Source organism: Pseudomonas sp. Sample_23, assembly GCF_004307595.1.
Classification (GTDB): domain Bacteria; phylum Pseudomonadota; class Gammaproteobacteria; order Pseudomonadales; family Pseudomonadaceae; genus Aquipseudomonas; species Aquipseudomonas atacamensis.
The window spans coordinates 32,966-48,399 of sequence record NZ_RCNX01000039.1 but is presented as its reverse complement, the minus strand read 5'-3'; the positions used below and the strand labels follow the sequence as shown (position 1 = coordinate 48,399).

14 protein-coding genes are annotated in these 15,434 nt (G+C 50.6%); all 14 read left to right on the top strand.

The window, feature by feature from the left end:
- Positions 1-160: 160 nt before the first annotated feature.
- The 14 genes from D8U82_RS10220 to D8U82_RS10155 all read left to right on the top strand — a co-directional run bounded on the left by D8U82_RS10220 (position 161) and on the right by D8U82_RS10155 (position 15,431).
- Positions 161-439 (top strand): hypothetical protein, encoded by a 279-nt coding sequence (locus D8U82_RS10220; protein ID WP_110646032.1) that lies wholly within the window; start codon positions 161-163, stop codon positions 437-439.
- 153 nt (positions 440-592) lie between these two features.
- The gene (ihfB, locus tag D8U82_RS10215; protein ID WP_007950920.1) at positions 593-889 is read left to right on the top strand and encodes an integration host factor subunit beta; all 297 of its coding nucleotides are present in this window, start codon (positions 593-595) and stop codon (positions 887-889) included.
- Between the two features lie 30 nt (positions 890-919).
- Positions 920-1,159, top strand: a complete 240-nt coding sequence (locus tag D8U82_RS10210; protein WP_125926375.1) for a LapA family protein — start codon at positions 920-922, stop codon at positions 1,157-1,159.
- A gap of 222 nt (positions 1,160-1,381) precedes the next feature.
- Positions 1,382-2,458 (top strand): dTDP-glucose 4,6-dehydratase, encoded by a 1,077-nt coding sequence (gene rfbB / locus D8U82_RS10205; RefSeq protein ID WP_125926374.1) that lies wholly within the window; start codon positions 1,382-1,384, stop codon positions 2,456-2,458.
- Positions 2,455-3,348, top strand: a complete 894-nt coding sequence (gene rfbD / locus D8U82_RS10200; RefSeq protein ID WP_125926373.1) for a dTDP-4-dehydrorhamnose reductase — start codon at positions 2,455-2,457, stop codon at positions 3,346-3,348. Before rfbB ends, rfbD begins: the two co-directional genes overlap by 4 nt.
- Positions 3,345-4,235 (top strand): glucose-1-phosphate thymidylyltransferase RfbA, encoded by an 891-nt coding sequence (rfbA, locus tag D8U82_RS10195; protein ID WP_125926372.1) that lies wholly within the window; start codon positions 3,345-3,347, stop codon positions 4,233-4,235. Before rfbD ends, rfbA begins: the two co-directional genes overlap by 4 nt.
- Before the next feature lie 391 nt (positions 4,236-4,626).
- A complete protein-coding gene (locus tag D8U82_RS10190; RefSeq protein ID WP_125926371.1) occupies positions 4,627-6,069 on the top strand; it encodes a mannose-1-phosphate guanylyltransferase/mannose-6-phosphate isomerase in 1,443 nt (480 codons plus the stop codon).
- Between the two features lie 150 nt (positions 6,070-6,219).
- On the top strand, positions 6,220-7,593 hold the full coding sequence (locus tag D8U82_RS10185) for a phosphomannomutase (RefSeq protein ID WP_125926370.1): 1,374 nt from the start codon (positions 6,220-6,222) through the stop codon (positions 7,591-7,593).
- A gap of 101 nt (positions 7,594-7,694) precedes the next feature.
- The gene (gene gmd, locus D8U82_RS10180) at positions 7,695-8,789 is read left to right on the top strand and encodes a GDP-mannose 4,6-dehydratase (RefSeq protein WP_125926369.1); all 1,095 of its coding nucleotides are present in this window, start codon (positions 7,695-7,697) and stop codon (positions 8,787-8,789) included.
- A gap of 10 nt (positions 8,790-8,799) precedes the next feature.
- The gene (locus D8U82_RS10175; protein ID WP_125926368.1) at positions 8,800-9,885 is read left to right on the top strand and encodes a DegT/DnrJ/EryC1/StrS aminotransferase family protein; all 1,086 of its coding nucleotides are present in this window, start codon (positions 8,800-8,802) and stop codon (positions 9,883-9,885) included.
- 107 nt (positions 9,886-9,992) lie between these two features.
- Positions 9,993-10,775 (top strand): ABC transporter permease, encoded by a 783-nt coding sequence (locus D8U82_RS10170; RefSeq protein ID WP_125926367.1) that lies wholly within the window; start codon positions 9,993-9,995, stop codon positions 10,773-10,775.
- On the top strand, positions 10,772-11,524 hold the full coding sequence (locus D8U82_RS10165) for an ABC transporter ATP-binding protein (RefSeq protein WP_125926366.1): 753 nt from the start codon (positions 10,772-10,774) through the stop codon (positions 11,522-11,524). Before D8U82_RS10170 ends, D8U82_RS10165 begins: the two co-directional genes overlap by 4 nt.
- Positions 11,525-11,550: 26 nt before the next feature.
- Positions 11,551-13,806, top strand: coding sequence for a glycosytransferase (locus tag D8U82_RS10160; protein ID WP_241663647.1), 2,256 nt, complete (start codon positions 11,551-11,553; stop codon positions 13,804-13,806).
- Positions 13,803-15,431, top strand: coding sequence for a glycosyltransferase (locus tag D8U82_RS10155; RefSeq protein ID WP_232245539.1), 1,629 nt, complete (start codon positions 13,803-13,805; stop codon positions 15,429-15,431). Before D8U82_RS10160 ends, D8U82_RS10155 begins: the two co-directional genes overlap by 4 nt.
- The last annotated feature ends 3 nt before the right edge of the window (positions 15,432-15,434 follow it).

The window sequence follows — 15,434 nt, the reverse complement described above, 5'->3', positions numbered from 1 at the left end:
GTCGCCCTTTTTTGTGCCTGCGATTTGGTCTTTGTACGTCCGTGCATGAAACCAATAGCTTCGGCTGCGGGTCTGTTTCTTTAATCGGATCAATCGCCTATTCGCGACTAAGCTTGATCTTGAGCATTAGTCGTCAGGCTTGCCTGGCATAAGGAAGTGGATGAACAAGTTACTTGTTGTTGCAGTGGTCTTGGCGCTGGCAGGGTGCACCACCAGTGCGAAAACCCATGCGGTGCGCGGCGTCAGTGGTATCGAGGTCGATTGCTCTGGGCTTGGTTCCGGTTGGGAGAAGTGTCAGAAGCGTGCGGCCAAGGAATGCAAAGGCAAGGGCTACAAGGTCATCACCCGCTCTGACGATGCCAAAGATGAAGACGAATACCCGTTTGGCTTCAATCCGGCGGGCTTCGTGACCCGGACCATGCTGGTGATGTGTCGTTAGGGCAGCGGCGATCCGACTCGCCACTGGAGTGCCCTGAAAATGGGCGTTTTGACCCCGGGAAAGATATGTCAATCCCTGGGCTGTTCAAAATCTTCCGGGCATGCTAAAACCTTTCAAGCGCTGATCTAGCTGCTTGAAAAAGAAGGGAAAAATATGACGAAGTCGGAGTTGATCGAACGAATTGTCACCCATCAAGGGCTACTCTCATCCAAGGATGTGGAGCTGGCCATCAAGACCATGCTTGAACAAATGTCTCAGTGCCTCGCCACTGGTGATCGTATCGAGATCCGTGGATTTGGCAGCTTCTCCCTGCACTACCGCGCACCGCGCGTTGGTCGCAATCCAAAGACCGGCCAGTCGGTAAGTCTGGACGGTAAATTCGTTCCGCACTTCAAGCCGGGTAAAGAATTGCGTGACCGCGTGAATGAGGAAGAGGAGGAGGGCGCTTGATCTTCGCTATTCAAATTCAAGGGGGCGTGAATGCGTAACCTGAAACGCATACTGGTTGGCGTTTTTCTTCTGCTGGTGGTTCTGGTTGTCCTAGCGTTTGTGCTGGAAAACCAGCAATCGGTTTCGCTTTTGTTTCTGGGTTTTTCCGGCCCGCAGTTGCCGGTGTCGGTTGTTGCGGTGCTGGCGTTGCTGATCGGCATGCTCATCGGTCCAATTTTGGGCTGGTTTCTTGGACGTTCGTCCAGAGCGGGACGCAAGCGACTGGTCTAAAGGCGACAGGCGCACGGCATCTGTCGAAATTGCGCCTCAGCCTGTCTTTATCCATTAGTAAAAGCATCATTAAGCTGTAAAAATGCGTCTCTTGTCGATCGAGTCTGATGCATATTGATTCAGCCTGACTCTGACGGATGCCAACTGATGGTGGCTTTTGCATTCATGGATTAGACCGCGCTTGCTGGCAGCGCTGTTCGCAGCTCAAGGGTATCGTTTTACGTGAAAATTCTCGTTACCGGCGGCGCCGGGTTCATAGGCTCGGCAGTCATCCGTCACATCATCGCCAACACTTCCGATGCGGTGGTTAACGTTGATAAGCTGACGTACGCTGGTAATCTGGAGTCTTTGGCAGAAGTCAGCCAGAATTCGCGTTACGCCTTCGAGCGCGTCGACATCTGCGATCGTGATCAGATCGACCGTGTCCTGCGTGAACACCAGCCCGATGCCATCATGCACCTCGCGGCAGAATCCCACGTCGATCGCTCGATCTCCGGCCCGTCCGAGTTCATTCAGACCAATATCATCGGGACCTACACGCTGCTCGAAGCTGCGCGCCACTACTGGGCTGCGCTGGAAGACACGCGCAAAGCCAACTTCCGCTTCCACCATATTTCGACTGACGAAGTTTACGGAGACCTGGAAGGTCCGGAAGACCTGTTCACCGAAACCACGCCTTACCAGCCAAGCTCGCCTTACTCGGCCAGCAAGGCAAGCTCCGACCACTTGGTTCGTGCCTGGGCCCGCACTTATGGCCTGCCGACACTGGTTACCAACTGCTCGAACAACTACGGCCCATGCCACTTCCCTGAGAAACTGATCCCGCTGATCATTCTTAACGCACTCGAAGGCAAGCCGCTGCCGGTGTATGGCAAAGGCAATCAGGTTCGTGATTGGCTGTACGTCGAAGATCATGCCCGCGCACTTTACAAGGTTGTGACCGAAGGCGTAATCGGCGAGACCTATAACATTGGCGGTCATAATGAGAGGCAAAACATTGAAGTGGTGCATACCCTGTGTGCGCTGCTCGACGAACTGCGTCCAGACTCCGCTCATTGTCCACACGCCAGCCTGATCACTCACGTACAGGATCGCCCGGGTCACGACCAGCGTTACGCTATCGACGCCAGCAAAATTCAACGCGAGCTGGGCTGGACGCCGGAAGAAACTTTTGAAACCGGTATCCGCAAAACCGTCGAGTGGTATCTCAACAATGCTGAGTGGGTGGCTCACGTGAAGAGTGGCAGCTACCAGCAATGGATCAACCAGAACTACATGACTCGTTCGGACAATGCATGAAAATCCTGTTGTTGGGAAAAAACGGCCAGGTGGGCTGGGAGCTGCAACGCTCCCTTGCGCCGCTTGGCGAGTTGGTCGCGCTGGACCGTCACCCAGTTGATGGTTTGAGTGGCGACCTGTCTGACCTCGATGCACTGCGTGCAGCGATCCGACAGGTGAAACCCAAGGTCATCGTCAACGCTGCGGCCTACACCGCCGTCGATAAAGCTGAATCCGAGACAGAGCTGTCCGACCGAGTGAACGTCCAGGCAAGTCAAGTCATGGCTGAAGAGGCTGCCTCTTCAGGCGCCTGGTTGATTCACTACTCCACCGACTACGTGTTCAGCGGTGAAGGCCTGAAGCCATGGCAAGAGACCGATGCCGTCGCCCCGGTGAATCACTACGGCGCGAGCAAACTGGCCGGCGAGCAAGCGATCGCTGTCTCAGGCTGCAAGCACCTGATCTTTCGCACCAGCTGGGTCTATGGCGCGCGCGGCAACAATTTTGCCAAGATCATGCTGCGTCAGGCCAAGGGGCATGCCACCTTGAATGTCATCGCCGACCAGATCGGCGCCCCGACCGGCGCAGATCTGATTGCCGACGTGACGGCGTTGGCCATTCAGCAAGTCTTGCAGCGCCCTCAACTGGCAGGCCTGTATCACCTGGCCGCCGCCGGCGAAGTATCCTGGTACGGCTACGCCAGCCATGTGATCGGTTTTGCCAGGGCCAATGGCGAAGAGCTCGCCGTCACGGAGATCACCCCGATAGTCACAGCGGCTTACCCAACAGCGGCCCGTCGTCCTCTGAACTCCCGGTTGAATACTCAGAAGCTGCGTGACAATTTTTCTCTACATTTGCCGGATTGGCGAATTGGTGTCACCCGAATGCTTATGGAAGTGCTGCATAAATGACCACGTTAAATCGCAAAGGCATCATCCTCGCTGGCGGCTCGGGCACTCGTCTGCATCCGTTGACCCTCGGCGTGTCCAAGCAGATGCTACCGATCTACGACAAGCCGATGATCTTTTATCCGCTGTCGGTGCTGATGCTCGCCGGTATACGCGAAATCCTGATTATTTCCACGCCGGAAGACTTGCCAAATTTTCAAAAATTGCTGGGTGACGGCAGTCTGTACGGCATCAAGCTGGCCTACGCCGAGCAGCCTAGCCCGGACGGTCTGGCACAAGCCTTCATCATTGGCGAGGAATTCATCGGCAAGGATCCTTGCTGCCTGATCCTGGGAGACAACATCTTCTACGGCCAGCATTTCTCGGACAATCTGCGTTCCGCCAGTGCTCAAGAACACGGCGCGACCATATTCGGCTATCACGTTTCCGACCCGGAGCGCTTTGGTGTAGTCGAATTTGACGCTTCCGGCCGAGCCTTGAGCATCGAAGAAAAGCCGCTGAAGCCTAAATCCAGCTACGTGGTCACCGGCCTGTACTTCTACGACAACCAAGTGGTCGAGATCGCTAAAAATATCAAGCCCTCTGCGCGCGGCGAGCTGGAAATTACTGACGTCAACCGTGCGTACCTCGAGCAGCAAGCCCTCAACGTCGAAATACTCGGTCGCGGCTTCGCCTGGCTGGATACCGGTACTCATGATTCATTGCTGGAGGCGAGCCACTTTGTGCATACCATTGAGAAGCGTCAGGGTCTGAAAGTTGCCTGCCTGGAAGAGATCGCTTACAGCAGCGGGTGGATTTCCGCCGCTGAGTTGGCTGCTCAGGCACAGCGCCTCGGAAAGACCGGCTATGGGCATTACTTGGGGAAACTGTTGGAGCTAACCGGCCGTTGAGATCTGATTGATATTGGTGGTGATGTTATTTTGATGTGTTGCGCTTGAAACACTTGCTTCATTTCAAAGGATTTTTGTCTTCGGTCCCCTGCATGAGTTATTAAATCCCGGTATTACCTGTAGAATGGCGTGCAGAATTATCAGACCCAATCCATCATCGCACCTGAATGTCGATTGACCCGTTTTACCTTTCAAGGAAAGGCTTCCGACAAGTGGTAAATGAGGTCAATCCAAGAGGCGCCAGGTATAAAGCCGATGGGTTCAGGTCGAAGTTGAACTGCCACCCTGCAGTCGTTTCCAACAAAAAATTGTAACGATTACGATGCAGGGAAACATAAATGAGCCCCGCTTTCTGGACATGTCTGCCAGGAGGGGATTAAGGATATAGAGCATGGAACTGATTCCCGTAATTTTGTCTGGCGGAGTGGGTAGCCGGTTGTGGCCCGTTTCTCGAGAGGCCCATCCAAAGCCGTTCATGGATCTGCCAGATGGCCAGAATCTGATCCAGAAAACCTTCCTTCGAGCTTCGCGTCTGGAAGGGGTTGTGGAGGTTCTTACGGTGACCAACCGAGAACTCCTGTTCAAGACCGAAGACGAGTACGGCGCAGTCAGTACGCTTAAACACTCCCAGGGTTTCATTCTTGAGCCTTTCGGACGCAATACAGCTGCCGCCGTTGCTGCCGCAGCGCTTCAACTGGAAGCCACCCATGGCCCGGATGCCCAAATGCTGGTGCTGGCGGCAGACCACCTGATAAAAGATGAAACAGCATTCGCTGCGGCAGTAGCCAATGCGGTAGTGCTTGCCGCCGAAGGCTGGCTGGTAACCTTCGGTATTCAGCCGACCTATCCTGAAACAGGGTTCGGGTACATCGAAGCGCAGAAAGATGCACCTCTGAAAGATGGCCTGAAGGTAGCGCGCTTCGTCGAAAAGCCCAATCTTGAAACCGCTGAAGGCTACGTCAGTGCAGGCAACTACTACTGGAACTCCGGAATGTTCTGCTTCCGGGTCGGCACTGTTCTGGAAGAACTTCTTCAGCATGCCCCGGACGTATTGGCAGCCGTCAGCAAAACCATTGAACGTTCGCGCCTCACTTCCTCTGACAAATATCGTTGCCTGGCACTCGATGCTGATGCATTCGCAGAGGTTCCGGACATCTCCATCGATTACGCATTGATGGAGCGCTCCTCCAAAGTAGCGACCATTCCTTGTGATATCGGTTGGAGTGACATCGGTTCCTGGAACGCTGTCAGTGAGCTGACCGAGGCTGATGAAAACGGCAACCGTTTTGAAGGCGAGGTGTTGTCCCACAATTCCCGCAATAACTACGTGAACAGTGAAGATCGGCTGACTGCGCTGGTGGGTGTTGAAGACTTGCTGGTCATCGATACCCCGGACGCGGTGATGATCGCCCATAAAGATCATGCCCAAGATGTAAAACATATCGTCAATCAGCTCAAGGCGGCCAGCCACACGGTTCATTTGCTCCACCGTACCGTGCATCGCCCTTGGGGAACCTACACAACCCTGGAGAACGGCGAGCGCTTCAAAATCAAACGCATTGTGGTGAAACCGAAGGCTTCGTTGTCCTTGCAGATGCATCATCACAGAAGCGAACACTGGATCGTCGTCAGTGGGATGGCCAAGGTCATCAACGACCAGCAGGAGTTGATGCTGAACACCAACGAGTCCACGTTCATTCGTGCTGGTCATCAGCACCGTTTGATGAACCCCGGCGTCATAGACCTGGTGATGATTGAAGTGCAAAGTGGTGACTATCTTGGCGAGGACGATATCGTTCGTTTCGAAGATAATTACGGCCGCGTCGATAATTAACAGTACTTCGGCATAGGCAAGTCAGGTCGGTGAGGTTTCCATCGGCCGGGCTTTTTTGCATTCGGCCTGGTTCTGATTCATTTTCATCGTGGCGAGCGTGCGTAGCCGTTAAATGGGCTTCGCCCCCACATACCTCAGCAAGAGAGCGGTATGAATATCCCGATCAATACCCAGTGTTTCAAAGCCTATGACATTCGTGGCCAGGTGCCGTCGGACCTCAATGCCGATGTGGCTTACCGAATAGGCCGGGCGATGGTTAGCGAGCTGCAAGGCCAAAGCATCGTGCTGGGGCGTGATATGCGGCTCGAAAGCCCAATGCTGGCAGAGGCGATGACGCGTGGATTGCTGGATGCGGGTGCGAACGTCATCGATATCGGGTTGTGCGGAACTGAGGAAGTCTACTTTGCAACCAGCGCGTTCAAGGCGGATGGTGGAGTGATGATCACTGCCAGTCACAATCCCAAGGGTTACAACGGGATGAAGCTTGTAAAGTCTGAATCTCGACCGATCAGCGGCGATACAGGACTCAATGCCATACGTTCCCGTGTGGAAAGTGGCGATTTGGGAGCTCTGGCTGCAACTGCGGGCGAACTGCGTTTCGAACTGGATAAGACAGCCTACGTCGAACATCTTTTAAGTTATGTAAATGTGGCGGATCTCAGCCCGCTGAAAATACTTGCTGATCCCGGCAATGGCGCTGCGGGCCCCGTGCTACAGGAATTGGTGAAAAAATTGCCATTCGAATGGGTGATCATCAACGCCGAGCCAGACGGTCATTTCCCCAACGGTGTACCCAATCCCCTTCTTCCGGAAAACCGCACGCTGACACGCCAAGCGTTGTTGGCAAACGGCTGTGATTTGGGAATCGCGTGGGATGGTGACTTCGATCGTTGCTTTTTTTTCGACCAGGAAGGGCGCTTCATTGAGGGCTATTACCTGGTTGGTCTGCTGGCAGAAATGCTGCTCAAGAAACACCCCGGCTCGAAGATTATCCATGATCCGAGGTTGACCTGGAACACGATCGATCAGGTTCGATTGGCGGGCGGCGTTTCAGTACAATGCAAGACCGGCCACGCCTTCATAAAAGAGCGCATGCGTATGGAGGATGCAATCTACGGCGGTGAGATGAGCGCGCACCATTACTTCCGGGATTTCGCCTATTGTGACAGCGGCATGATTCCCTGGCTGTTGGTAACCGCATTGATGTCTGCGTCGGGAAAAAACCTGGCCCAGCTTGTTGATGAGCGCGTCGCCGCCTATCCGTGTAGCGGTGAAATCAATTACCGAGTCGATGATGTATCTGCGGCGCTGGAGGAGGTTCTCGCACATTATTTGCCTCAAGGGCCTCATCTTGATCAAACCGATGGCGTCGGTCTGGAGTTTTCCGACTGGCGATTTAATCTCCGAGGTTCGAACACAGAACCTCTGTTGAGGTTGAATGTGGAAAGCAGAGGGGATCCAGCGCTTGTGGCGTTGAAAGTCAAAGAAATCGAGGGGCTGCTGAACAGTAGATATATGGAATGATAAAACGATTCTCACTTCCAGAAGGAAGGTGAGGGGCAGCAATAAGTTGGCTCTCTGATAGAGACATACTGTTCGATTGATTAATTTAAATTGGTGAAAAAATGAGCGACAAGAAAGTAGCGTTGATTACGGGTATTACTGGTCAAGATGGTGCTTACCTTGCTGAGTTCCTGCTTAAGAAAGGTTATTCGGTACACGGTATCAAGCGCCGTGCTTCGTTGTTCAATACTCACCGTATTGACCATCTTTACCATGACCCGCATAAGAAAGGCTATGATCTGAATCTGCATTACGGCGACCTGACCGATTCGAGCAGCTTGATTCGCATCGTGCAAGAAGTACAGCCAGATGAAGTTTACAATCTCGGGGCGCAAAGCCACGTAGCTGTTTCGTTCGAATCACCTGAATACACTGCTGACACTGATGCCATGGGTACACTGCGCATCCTTGAAGCCATCCGAATCGCCGGTCTTGAAAAGAAGACCAAGTTCTATCAGGCATCCACCTCCGAGCTTTATGGTCTGGTGCAGGAAATTCCTCAGAAAGAAACCACGCCTTTCTATCCCCGCTCTCCATACGCCGTCGCCAAGATGTACGCCTATTGGATCACCGTGAACTATCGTGAGTCTTATGGCATGTATGCCTGTAACGGTATTCTCTTTAATCACGAATCTCCGATCCGCGGCGAAACCTTCGTAACTCGTAAGATCACACGCGCCTTGGCACGTATCAAGGTCGGTCTGCAAGACTGCCTGTACCTCGGTAACATGGATGCCCTGCGTGACTGGGGTCATGCCCGTGATTACGTGGAAATGCAATGGCTTATGCTCCAGCAAGAAACGCCCGACGACTTTGTGATCGCGACCGGTGAACAGCATTCCGTTCGGGAGTTTGTTGAAGTTGCAGCGAAAGAGATCGATATCAAGATTCGCTGGGAAGGCCAGGGTGTAGACGAGAAAGGGTACGACGTCGCAACCAACAAGTGCATCGTTGCCGTCGACCCACGTTATTTCCGTCCGGCCGAAGTCGAGACACTTTTGGGTGACCCAAGCAAAGCCAAAGAAAAATTGGGCTGGGTACCACGTACAACCTTCGCTGAGCTGGTAGAGGAAATGATGCGTGAAGATCTAAGTGAAGCCAAACGCGACAAACTGGTCGCTGAACACGGCTTTAAATATTTCAAGGGCCAGGAATAAGGGGGCTGGGATGATACCGGTATATCAGCCCTTTCTGGGCGGTCGCGAAAAGGAATATGTAAACCAGTGTCTTGATTCGACTTGGATTTCCTCCCGCGGAGAATTTATCTCCCGCTTTGAAAACGAGTTTGCCCGATACATCGGTGCCGAACATGCGACCACGGTGAGCAATGGCACTGTTGCCCTGCACTTGGCAATGGCGGCTTTGGGGCTTGGGCCTGGTGATGAGGTGATTGTTCCAACGCTCACTTACGTGGCGTCGGTCAACACCATCATGCAAACCGGGGCCAGCGTCGTTTACGCTGAATCCCTGGCGGATACCTGGAACGTCAGCGTCCCTGACATCCGAAGCCGCATTACACCTAAAACCAAGGCCGTCATGGTCGTGCACTTGTACGGTCTGGCATGTGACATGGATGAGGTGGTTGCTCTGTGCAAAGAGCATAATCTGCTGCTGATCGAAGACTGTGCAGAGGCCTTCGGCTCTCTCTACAAAGATCAGCATGTAGGGACTTTTGGAGATGTCGCTACGTTCAGTTTCTTCGGAAACAAGACTATCACCACCGGCGAAGGTGGAATGGTGGTGTCCAAGAACAAGGATATTCACGAGCGAGCTTGTCATCTTAAAAGTCAAGGCGTGTCCAAAACCCGCGAGTACTGGCATGACGAGTTGGCCTTCAACTATCGGATGACCAACATCTGCGCAGCCATTGGCCTTGCCCAACTGGAGCGTGCAGACGAGATCATCACTCTTAAGCGGCAGGTTGCGGATTGGTATCGCGAAGCGCTCGAAGGGCTTCCGCTGCAGATGCATGCAGAGCAGCCAGGTACCCGTCACTCCTACTGGATGTGTTCAGTACTGTTGGATGATCCGAGTCAGCGTCAAGCATTGCGGGACCATTTGAAGAACAAGGGCATTGAGACACGCCCTCTTTTCGCTCCTGCTCATAACATGCCGCACTGCAAGACGGAGGAAACCTTTGCGGTAGCGCAGGACCTTAGCTCGCGAGGAATGAACCTTCCGAGTTACCCGACCCTGAGCCGCGATCAGGTGCAGCAGGTAGCGGACGAAATTCGAAGCTACTTCGCCGACTAAAATGCGGGAAATCGGGGTTGGGAATCCAGCCCCGATTGCCAAATGAAATTCAGAAAATCAAGTTCAAACTGAATTTTTGAATTTAATATATTTACTCAGGTAAAGTGATGTTTTCCTATTTTTCTCGTGTATGGGCTGCCCGGTATTTCTGGATTCACCTTTCTCTGGCTGATCTTAGATCAAGGTGGAGGCGTTCTTTTTTCGGGATGACCTGGTCAATTATCCAACCGCTCGGGTTGACCTTGCTGCTGACGCTAGTGTTTAGCAAGCTTTTTAATACAGACATTGTTACCTACGCACCATATATTCTCTCCGGGATCATAGTCTGGGAATATATTTCCGCCAATACAGTTGCAGGCTCATTGTCATTTGTTCAGGCGGATGCTTATATCAAGCAGTGTAACCATCCGTTGGCAATATATACTCTCAGAACCGTGGTCGGGAGTGCCATTGTTTTGATGTTGGCCAGTATCTCGTTGTATGGCTGGGTCGCCATAGTTCTTCCGCAAAATATTGGTTGGAGTTGGTTGGCCTCATTTACCATATTCCCCATTCTTGCGCTCATCGCTTGGCCTGTATCTACATTGTTGTCTTATGTTAGTACCCGGTTTCGTGATATCCCGCATGCGCTAGGGTTGGTGATGCAGTCGTTGTGGTTCATCTCTCCGGTATATTTCGAAGCCAAGATGTTCAAGAATGGCGGGCTGCATGCATTGGTCGATTACAATCCGATATATCACCTGTTGCAGTTGATACGCGCTCCGTTACTGCAGGGCGAGTGGCCGACGTGGCAAAACTACGCGTTCAGTATTGGTACTGCGATTTTCTTTGGCGCATTAGCTATCATTATCGGCAGCAAGGCTGAACGGAAAGTGATTTTTTACCTATGAAAAATAACCGAATCTTGCTTGAAAACGTTAACTTACATTATGCGTCGGTTGCCTATAAAGAGCGTTCATTAAAGTCTCTTATGGCTAGCGTGTTTAGCAGAAAGACAAACAACTCAAGTGTTGCAGATATCCATGCACTGAAAAATATCAGTGTTGAAATCAAAAGTGGTGAGCGCGTCGGGTTGCTCGGGCACAACGGAGCAGGAAAAAGTACCTTTCTGAAAACCGTTGCCGGGCTTTATCCGGTTTCGAGTGGTCTTCTGAAAGTCGAGGGCCAGGTTCGTTCATTATTTGATTTGAGTCTTGGTTTTGAGCCTGACGCGACGGGCAGAGAAAATATCCTGTACCGAGGATTGTTGTTGGGCCTTTCCCCCCGCTTTATGCGTGAAAAGGCAGACGAAATCGTTGATTTCGCAGGACTGGGTGAATTCATAGACTACCCGATAAAAACCTATTCTGCGGGCATGCAGGTCAGATTGGCTTTCGCGATCTCTACCACGGTGGGTGGAGATATTCTGCTCCTTGATGAGGTGATCGGTGCAGGTGATGCGAATTTCATGGCGAAGGCCAAGGAGCGTATTACAAGCCTTATTGAACAAGCGGAAATTTTAGTTTTGGCAACACACGATTTCGGTGCATTACGTTCGATATGCAACCGAGGACTGGTTTTTCATCACGGTGACTTGGTTTTTGATGGGCCATGTGATGAGGCAGTTGCTGAATATAAAGCTATAAATGGACTGGATTAATTTTGAAGACGCTAAGAGTCCTTTGGTTGCTTAACCATACAACATTACGAAAATTCGAAGTCGACCAGCTGAAAGCGTTAGGCGTGAATGAAATATTCATGCCCAAAAGCTTTCCTTATGACGAAGGGAATCTTTCAGCGAATGTTGACTCTAGTTTTGATGCCGGTTTAACGATACCGAAGTCGGAATTGGATATTCTTAATGCGCAGGATTGGTATTCCAGTCCAAGTGAGGAGGCTTGGCGAATCGCTAATCTCCACTTTGATGTCGCAATCATTGGGTTCTTTCCACTTCAAATTCATAGTGCTGTGCGACACTTTAACGGTGCCATTATACTTCGGGTTTTTGGCCTATCGAAAGGCTACTCTTATTCGCAATTGTTTTACGAAGAGGCCGGTGAGGCACTGGTTCGTAATGTAAAATCTATTGGCTCGCGTTTTTGGTTTGGCGCTGGCTATGCGCATCTGAAAGACTCTGAGCAGAACTTTTTAGCCAGTCGGGATTGCTTTCTTCCGGTAGGTTTGAAAGGGGATGCTACTCCCGAACTGTGGGAGGGTGGACTTAGAAAGATTCTTTTCGTTTGTCCTCGAATTGGTACTTCCCCCTATTTCGAAACTATCTATAAAGACTTCGTGCGTGACTTTTCGGATATCGGCTATACGATAGGTGGAGCACAGCCTGTTGCTGTTCCTGATGAAAATGTTCTCGGTTTTGTGTCCGGTGAAGAACATGAATATAATATGAGGCAGCATAGAGTGATGTTTTATCATTCTACTGAGCCCAATCATATTCATTATCATCCATTCGAGGCGATTCGCGCGGGCATGCCCTTGTTATTTATGGCCGGGGGTATGCTTGATAAAATGGGAGGGATTGGTCTACCTGGTCGTTGCAAAACTGTTGCGGAGGCGAGAGCCAAGGCAGAGCAACTGATGAGTGGCGACCAAAGGCTTATAAAGAGTATCCGTGAATCACAAATGATTTTGCTTGAGCCTATGAAAGCACAAAACTGTGCGGAGGCTTGGCAGAACGGATTTAAAAAAGTCCTTGCAGAGCTTGAATCGGTAAAAAAGGATAACGTCAATCGTCCCGTTCGTCGTAAGCAAATTGCAGTCATTGTTCCTGTTGAATATAGAGGCGGAAGCCTTCGAGGCGCAAAACTATTAGCAAATACTTTATATCGAGGAAGTCGCGAGGCGGGTGAGCCCACCGATATTGTCTTTCTCCACCTGGACAAGCCCGAGAGCTATCCTGCCGAAGAGTTTACAGATCTTGTAGATGAGATCAAAGTACGCCCATTTAATTGGAAGTCGCTGGATGCAGCAACGGCTCGTAGGGCTATGCGATATTCTGGACACGAAGGCTGGGAACCTAAAGGCAACCGATATATGGTTGTCGATGACGGCATAAATCATCTTCAAGACTGCGATGTTTGGCTCATCGTATCTGATCGTCTGGAAGCGCCGTTACTACCAATGCGGCCGTCGGTACTCATGATCTATGATTACCTTCAGCGATACGTACCGATACTTCCGTTCGGTGCGGATCAATCATATTTAGATGCCGCGAGGTCAGCTTCAAAAATTTTGGTGACAACTGAATTCACCAGGCAAGATGCTCTGAATTATGCGGGTATTGCAGCTGATAAAGTTTTCAAATTACCGATGATTGCTCCCGATTTTTCCAACTTGAAAGGTGGGCATGCGGAAACGTCCAATTATTTCATCTGGACAACTAATACTGCGATCCACAAGAATCATGTTAATGCTCTGAAAGCATTGAAATTTTATTATGAGGAGCTGGACGGCACACTGCAATGCAAAATTACGGGAGTCAATACCAAGGAGTTGTTCAACAGTTCTTCGCAGCATCTCAAGTCTTTAGCTGATTTGCTCGGGCAAAGTCGGTTGTTGAAGAGAAACATCAAGCTTGTAGGTGAGCTGCCAGATCGAAATTACCAGAGTACGTTGGCCAGCGCCGCGTTTTTGTGGCATGCGGGCGCGATAGATAATGGTACTTTTAGCGTGATTGAAGCTGCTGGTCTGGGTGTTCCCTCATTGAGTAGTGACTACCCTGCCATGAGGGAAATCGATCAACAGTTCTCCTTGAATTTAAGTTGGATGAAATCAGACCAACCAAAGCATATGGCAAGTCAGCTCAAAGAAATGGAACTTGCACATTTGGAGCGTCGCAATTTATTGCCGTCTGGTGAAGTGCTGGGCGAGCAAAGTACAGATAAATTAGCGAGTGCCTATTGGCAGGTCATAAGGGAGTGCTTATGAAAAAGTTCGGAATCTACTTGGCATACGCTCCAGGAGTGAACCTCCGAAATGAAGGTCTAGGTCGGTACCTGGCTGCATTTCTTAACGGCGCGGCTGGGCGGGACGACGTAAAGTTTGTTTTGGTATGCCCGAGCTGGTCAAAACAGGCACTTCAAGACCTTTTTCTGAGTGAAGGCGTTCAACATAACTTGTTTGAACTTATCTCTCCACCAAAGTCGCCTATGCTCTTGCAGATTTACGAGGCCTATACTGCCAGAAAAAGAAAAATCAAAGGTCTGAGTATCAAGCAGCGACTTGCGAAAAAGTTATTGACCTGGCAAATAAAGCTGACGAGTCATTTCGAGAATCGTTTGATTTCTCTCGATTCCTATAGCGGGGTGTTTCGACTTGGGAGCGAAGCGGCGGCTCTGTTCTTGTTGGCTCTTTTATTGAGTCCGTTGCTGATCCTTGTTCCGATTTATGCTCTTGTATTGAAGTTGAAAACTGTCGCACGCCGCGCTTTGCGACCGGTAATGAGGAAAGTTAACCGCTTGCGTGCGGCTATCGGTGCCCCTAAGGAAGACGAATTTGTGCTTCGTTTGTATCGTGGTTTGGAGCAAGTCGAGTCTGATCGCATGCAACAGCTCATTGCTAAAATGGCGGATGTAAAAGCATGGTATTGTCCAACAGCATTCTGGCCGGAGTTTAACAAAATTCAAGCTCCACGCTTGATGTGTGTGCCCGATGTAGTACTTTCGGATTTTCCTATCGGATTTTCTAAGGTAGGGGGTGAAAGGTTTCTGCAAGTCTATGAAAGAGTAGAGGCTGCAATTCATGGAGGGGAGCATTTTGTCACTTATAGTGAAAGTGTCAAATGGGATACTCTCGTTGAAAGGTATGCTGTAAAACCTTCGAATATTTCAGTGGTTTATCACGCGCCTAATGATTTAAGTAGTTGGGTAACCGTCAATGGCTTTTCCGATGTAGAAATCACCTCTAAAAACTATTGCAAAACCCTTTTCAAGCGGGTGATGAAAAAGTCGTCTAATTATTCATATTCATCGACTTTTTCCAATGCTGATGCAAAGTTTATTTTCTATGCTAGCCAGTTTCGGCCGAATAAAAATGTAATTTCCTTGCTGAAGGCTTACAAGTACCTTATTCGTAACGATTTTATTCGCCATAAGCTGATACTGACGGGCCATGCTGATGGTTTTCCGGAGGTCAGGGAATTCATTCGGGATAATTACCTGGAGAATGACGTTCTTTGCGTGCATGGATTGACCGTTCAGGAGTTGGCAGCGTGTTACAAGTTAGCAGATCTGGCTGTTAATCCGAGCTTGAGCGAAGGAGGATGCCCATTTACTTTCAGTGAGGCGCTGTCTGTCGCCACGCCCGTGGTCATGGCTCGTATCCCTGTTACGGAAGAAGTGTTGGTAGACTCTGATCTACAAAAATTGACCTTTTTCAATCCCTATGATTGGAAGGATATCGCTGACCGCATTCAGTGGGGTATTCTGAATCGTGATGAGTTGCTCGATGTTCAAAAAGGAGTTTATGAAGCGCTGTCCAAACGTAATTGGACAGACGTTGTAAACGAACATATCGATGTGTTAGACAAAATTTCGAGACCGGAAGTTTCTTGATAG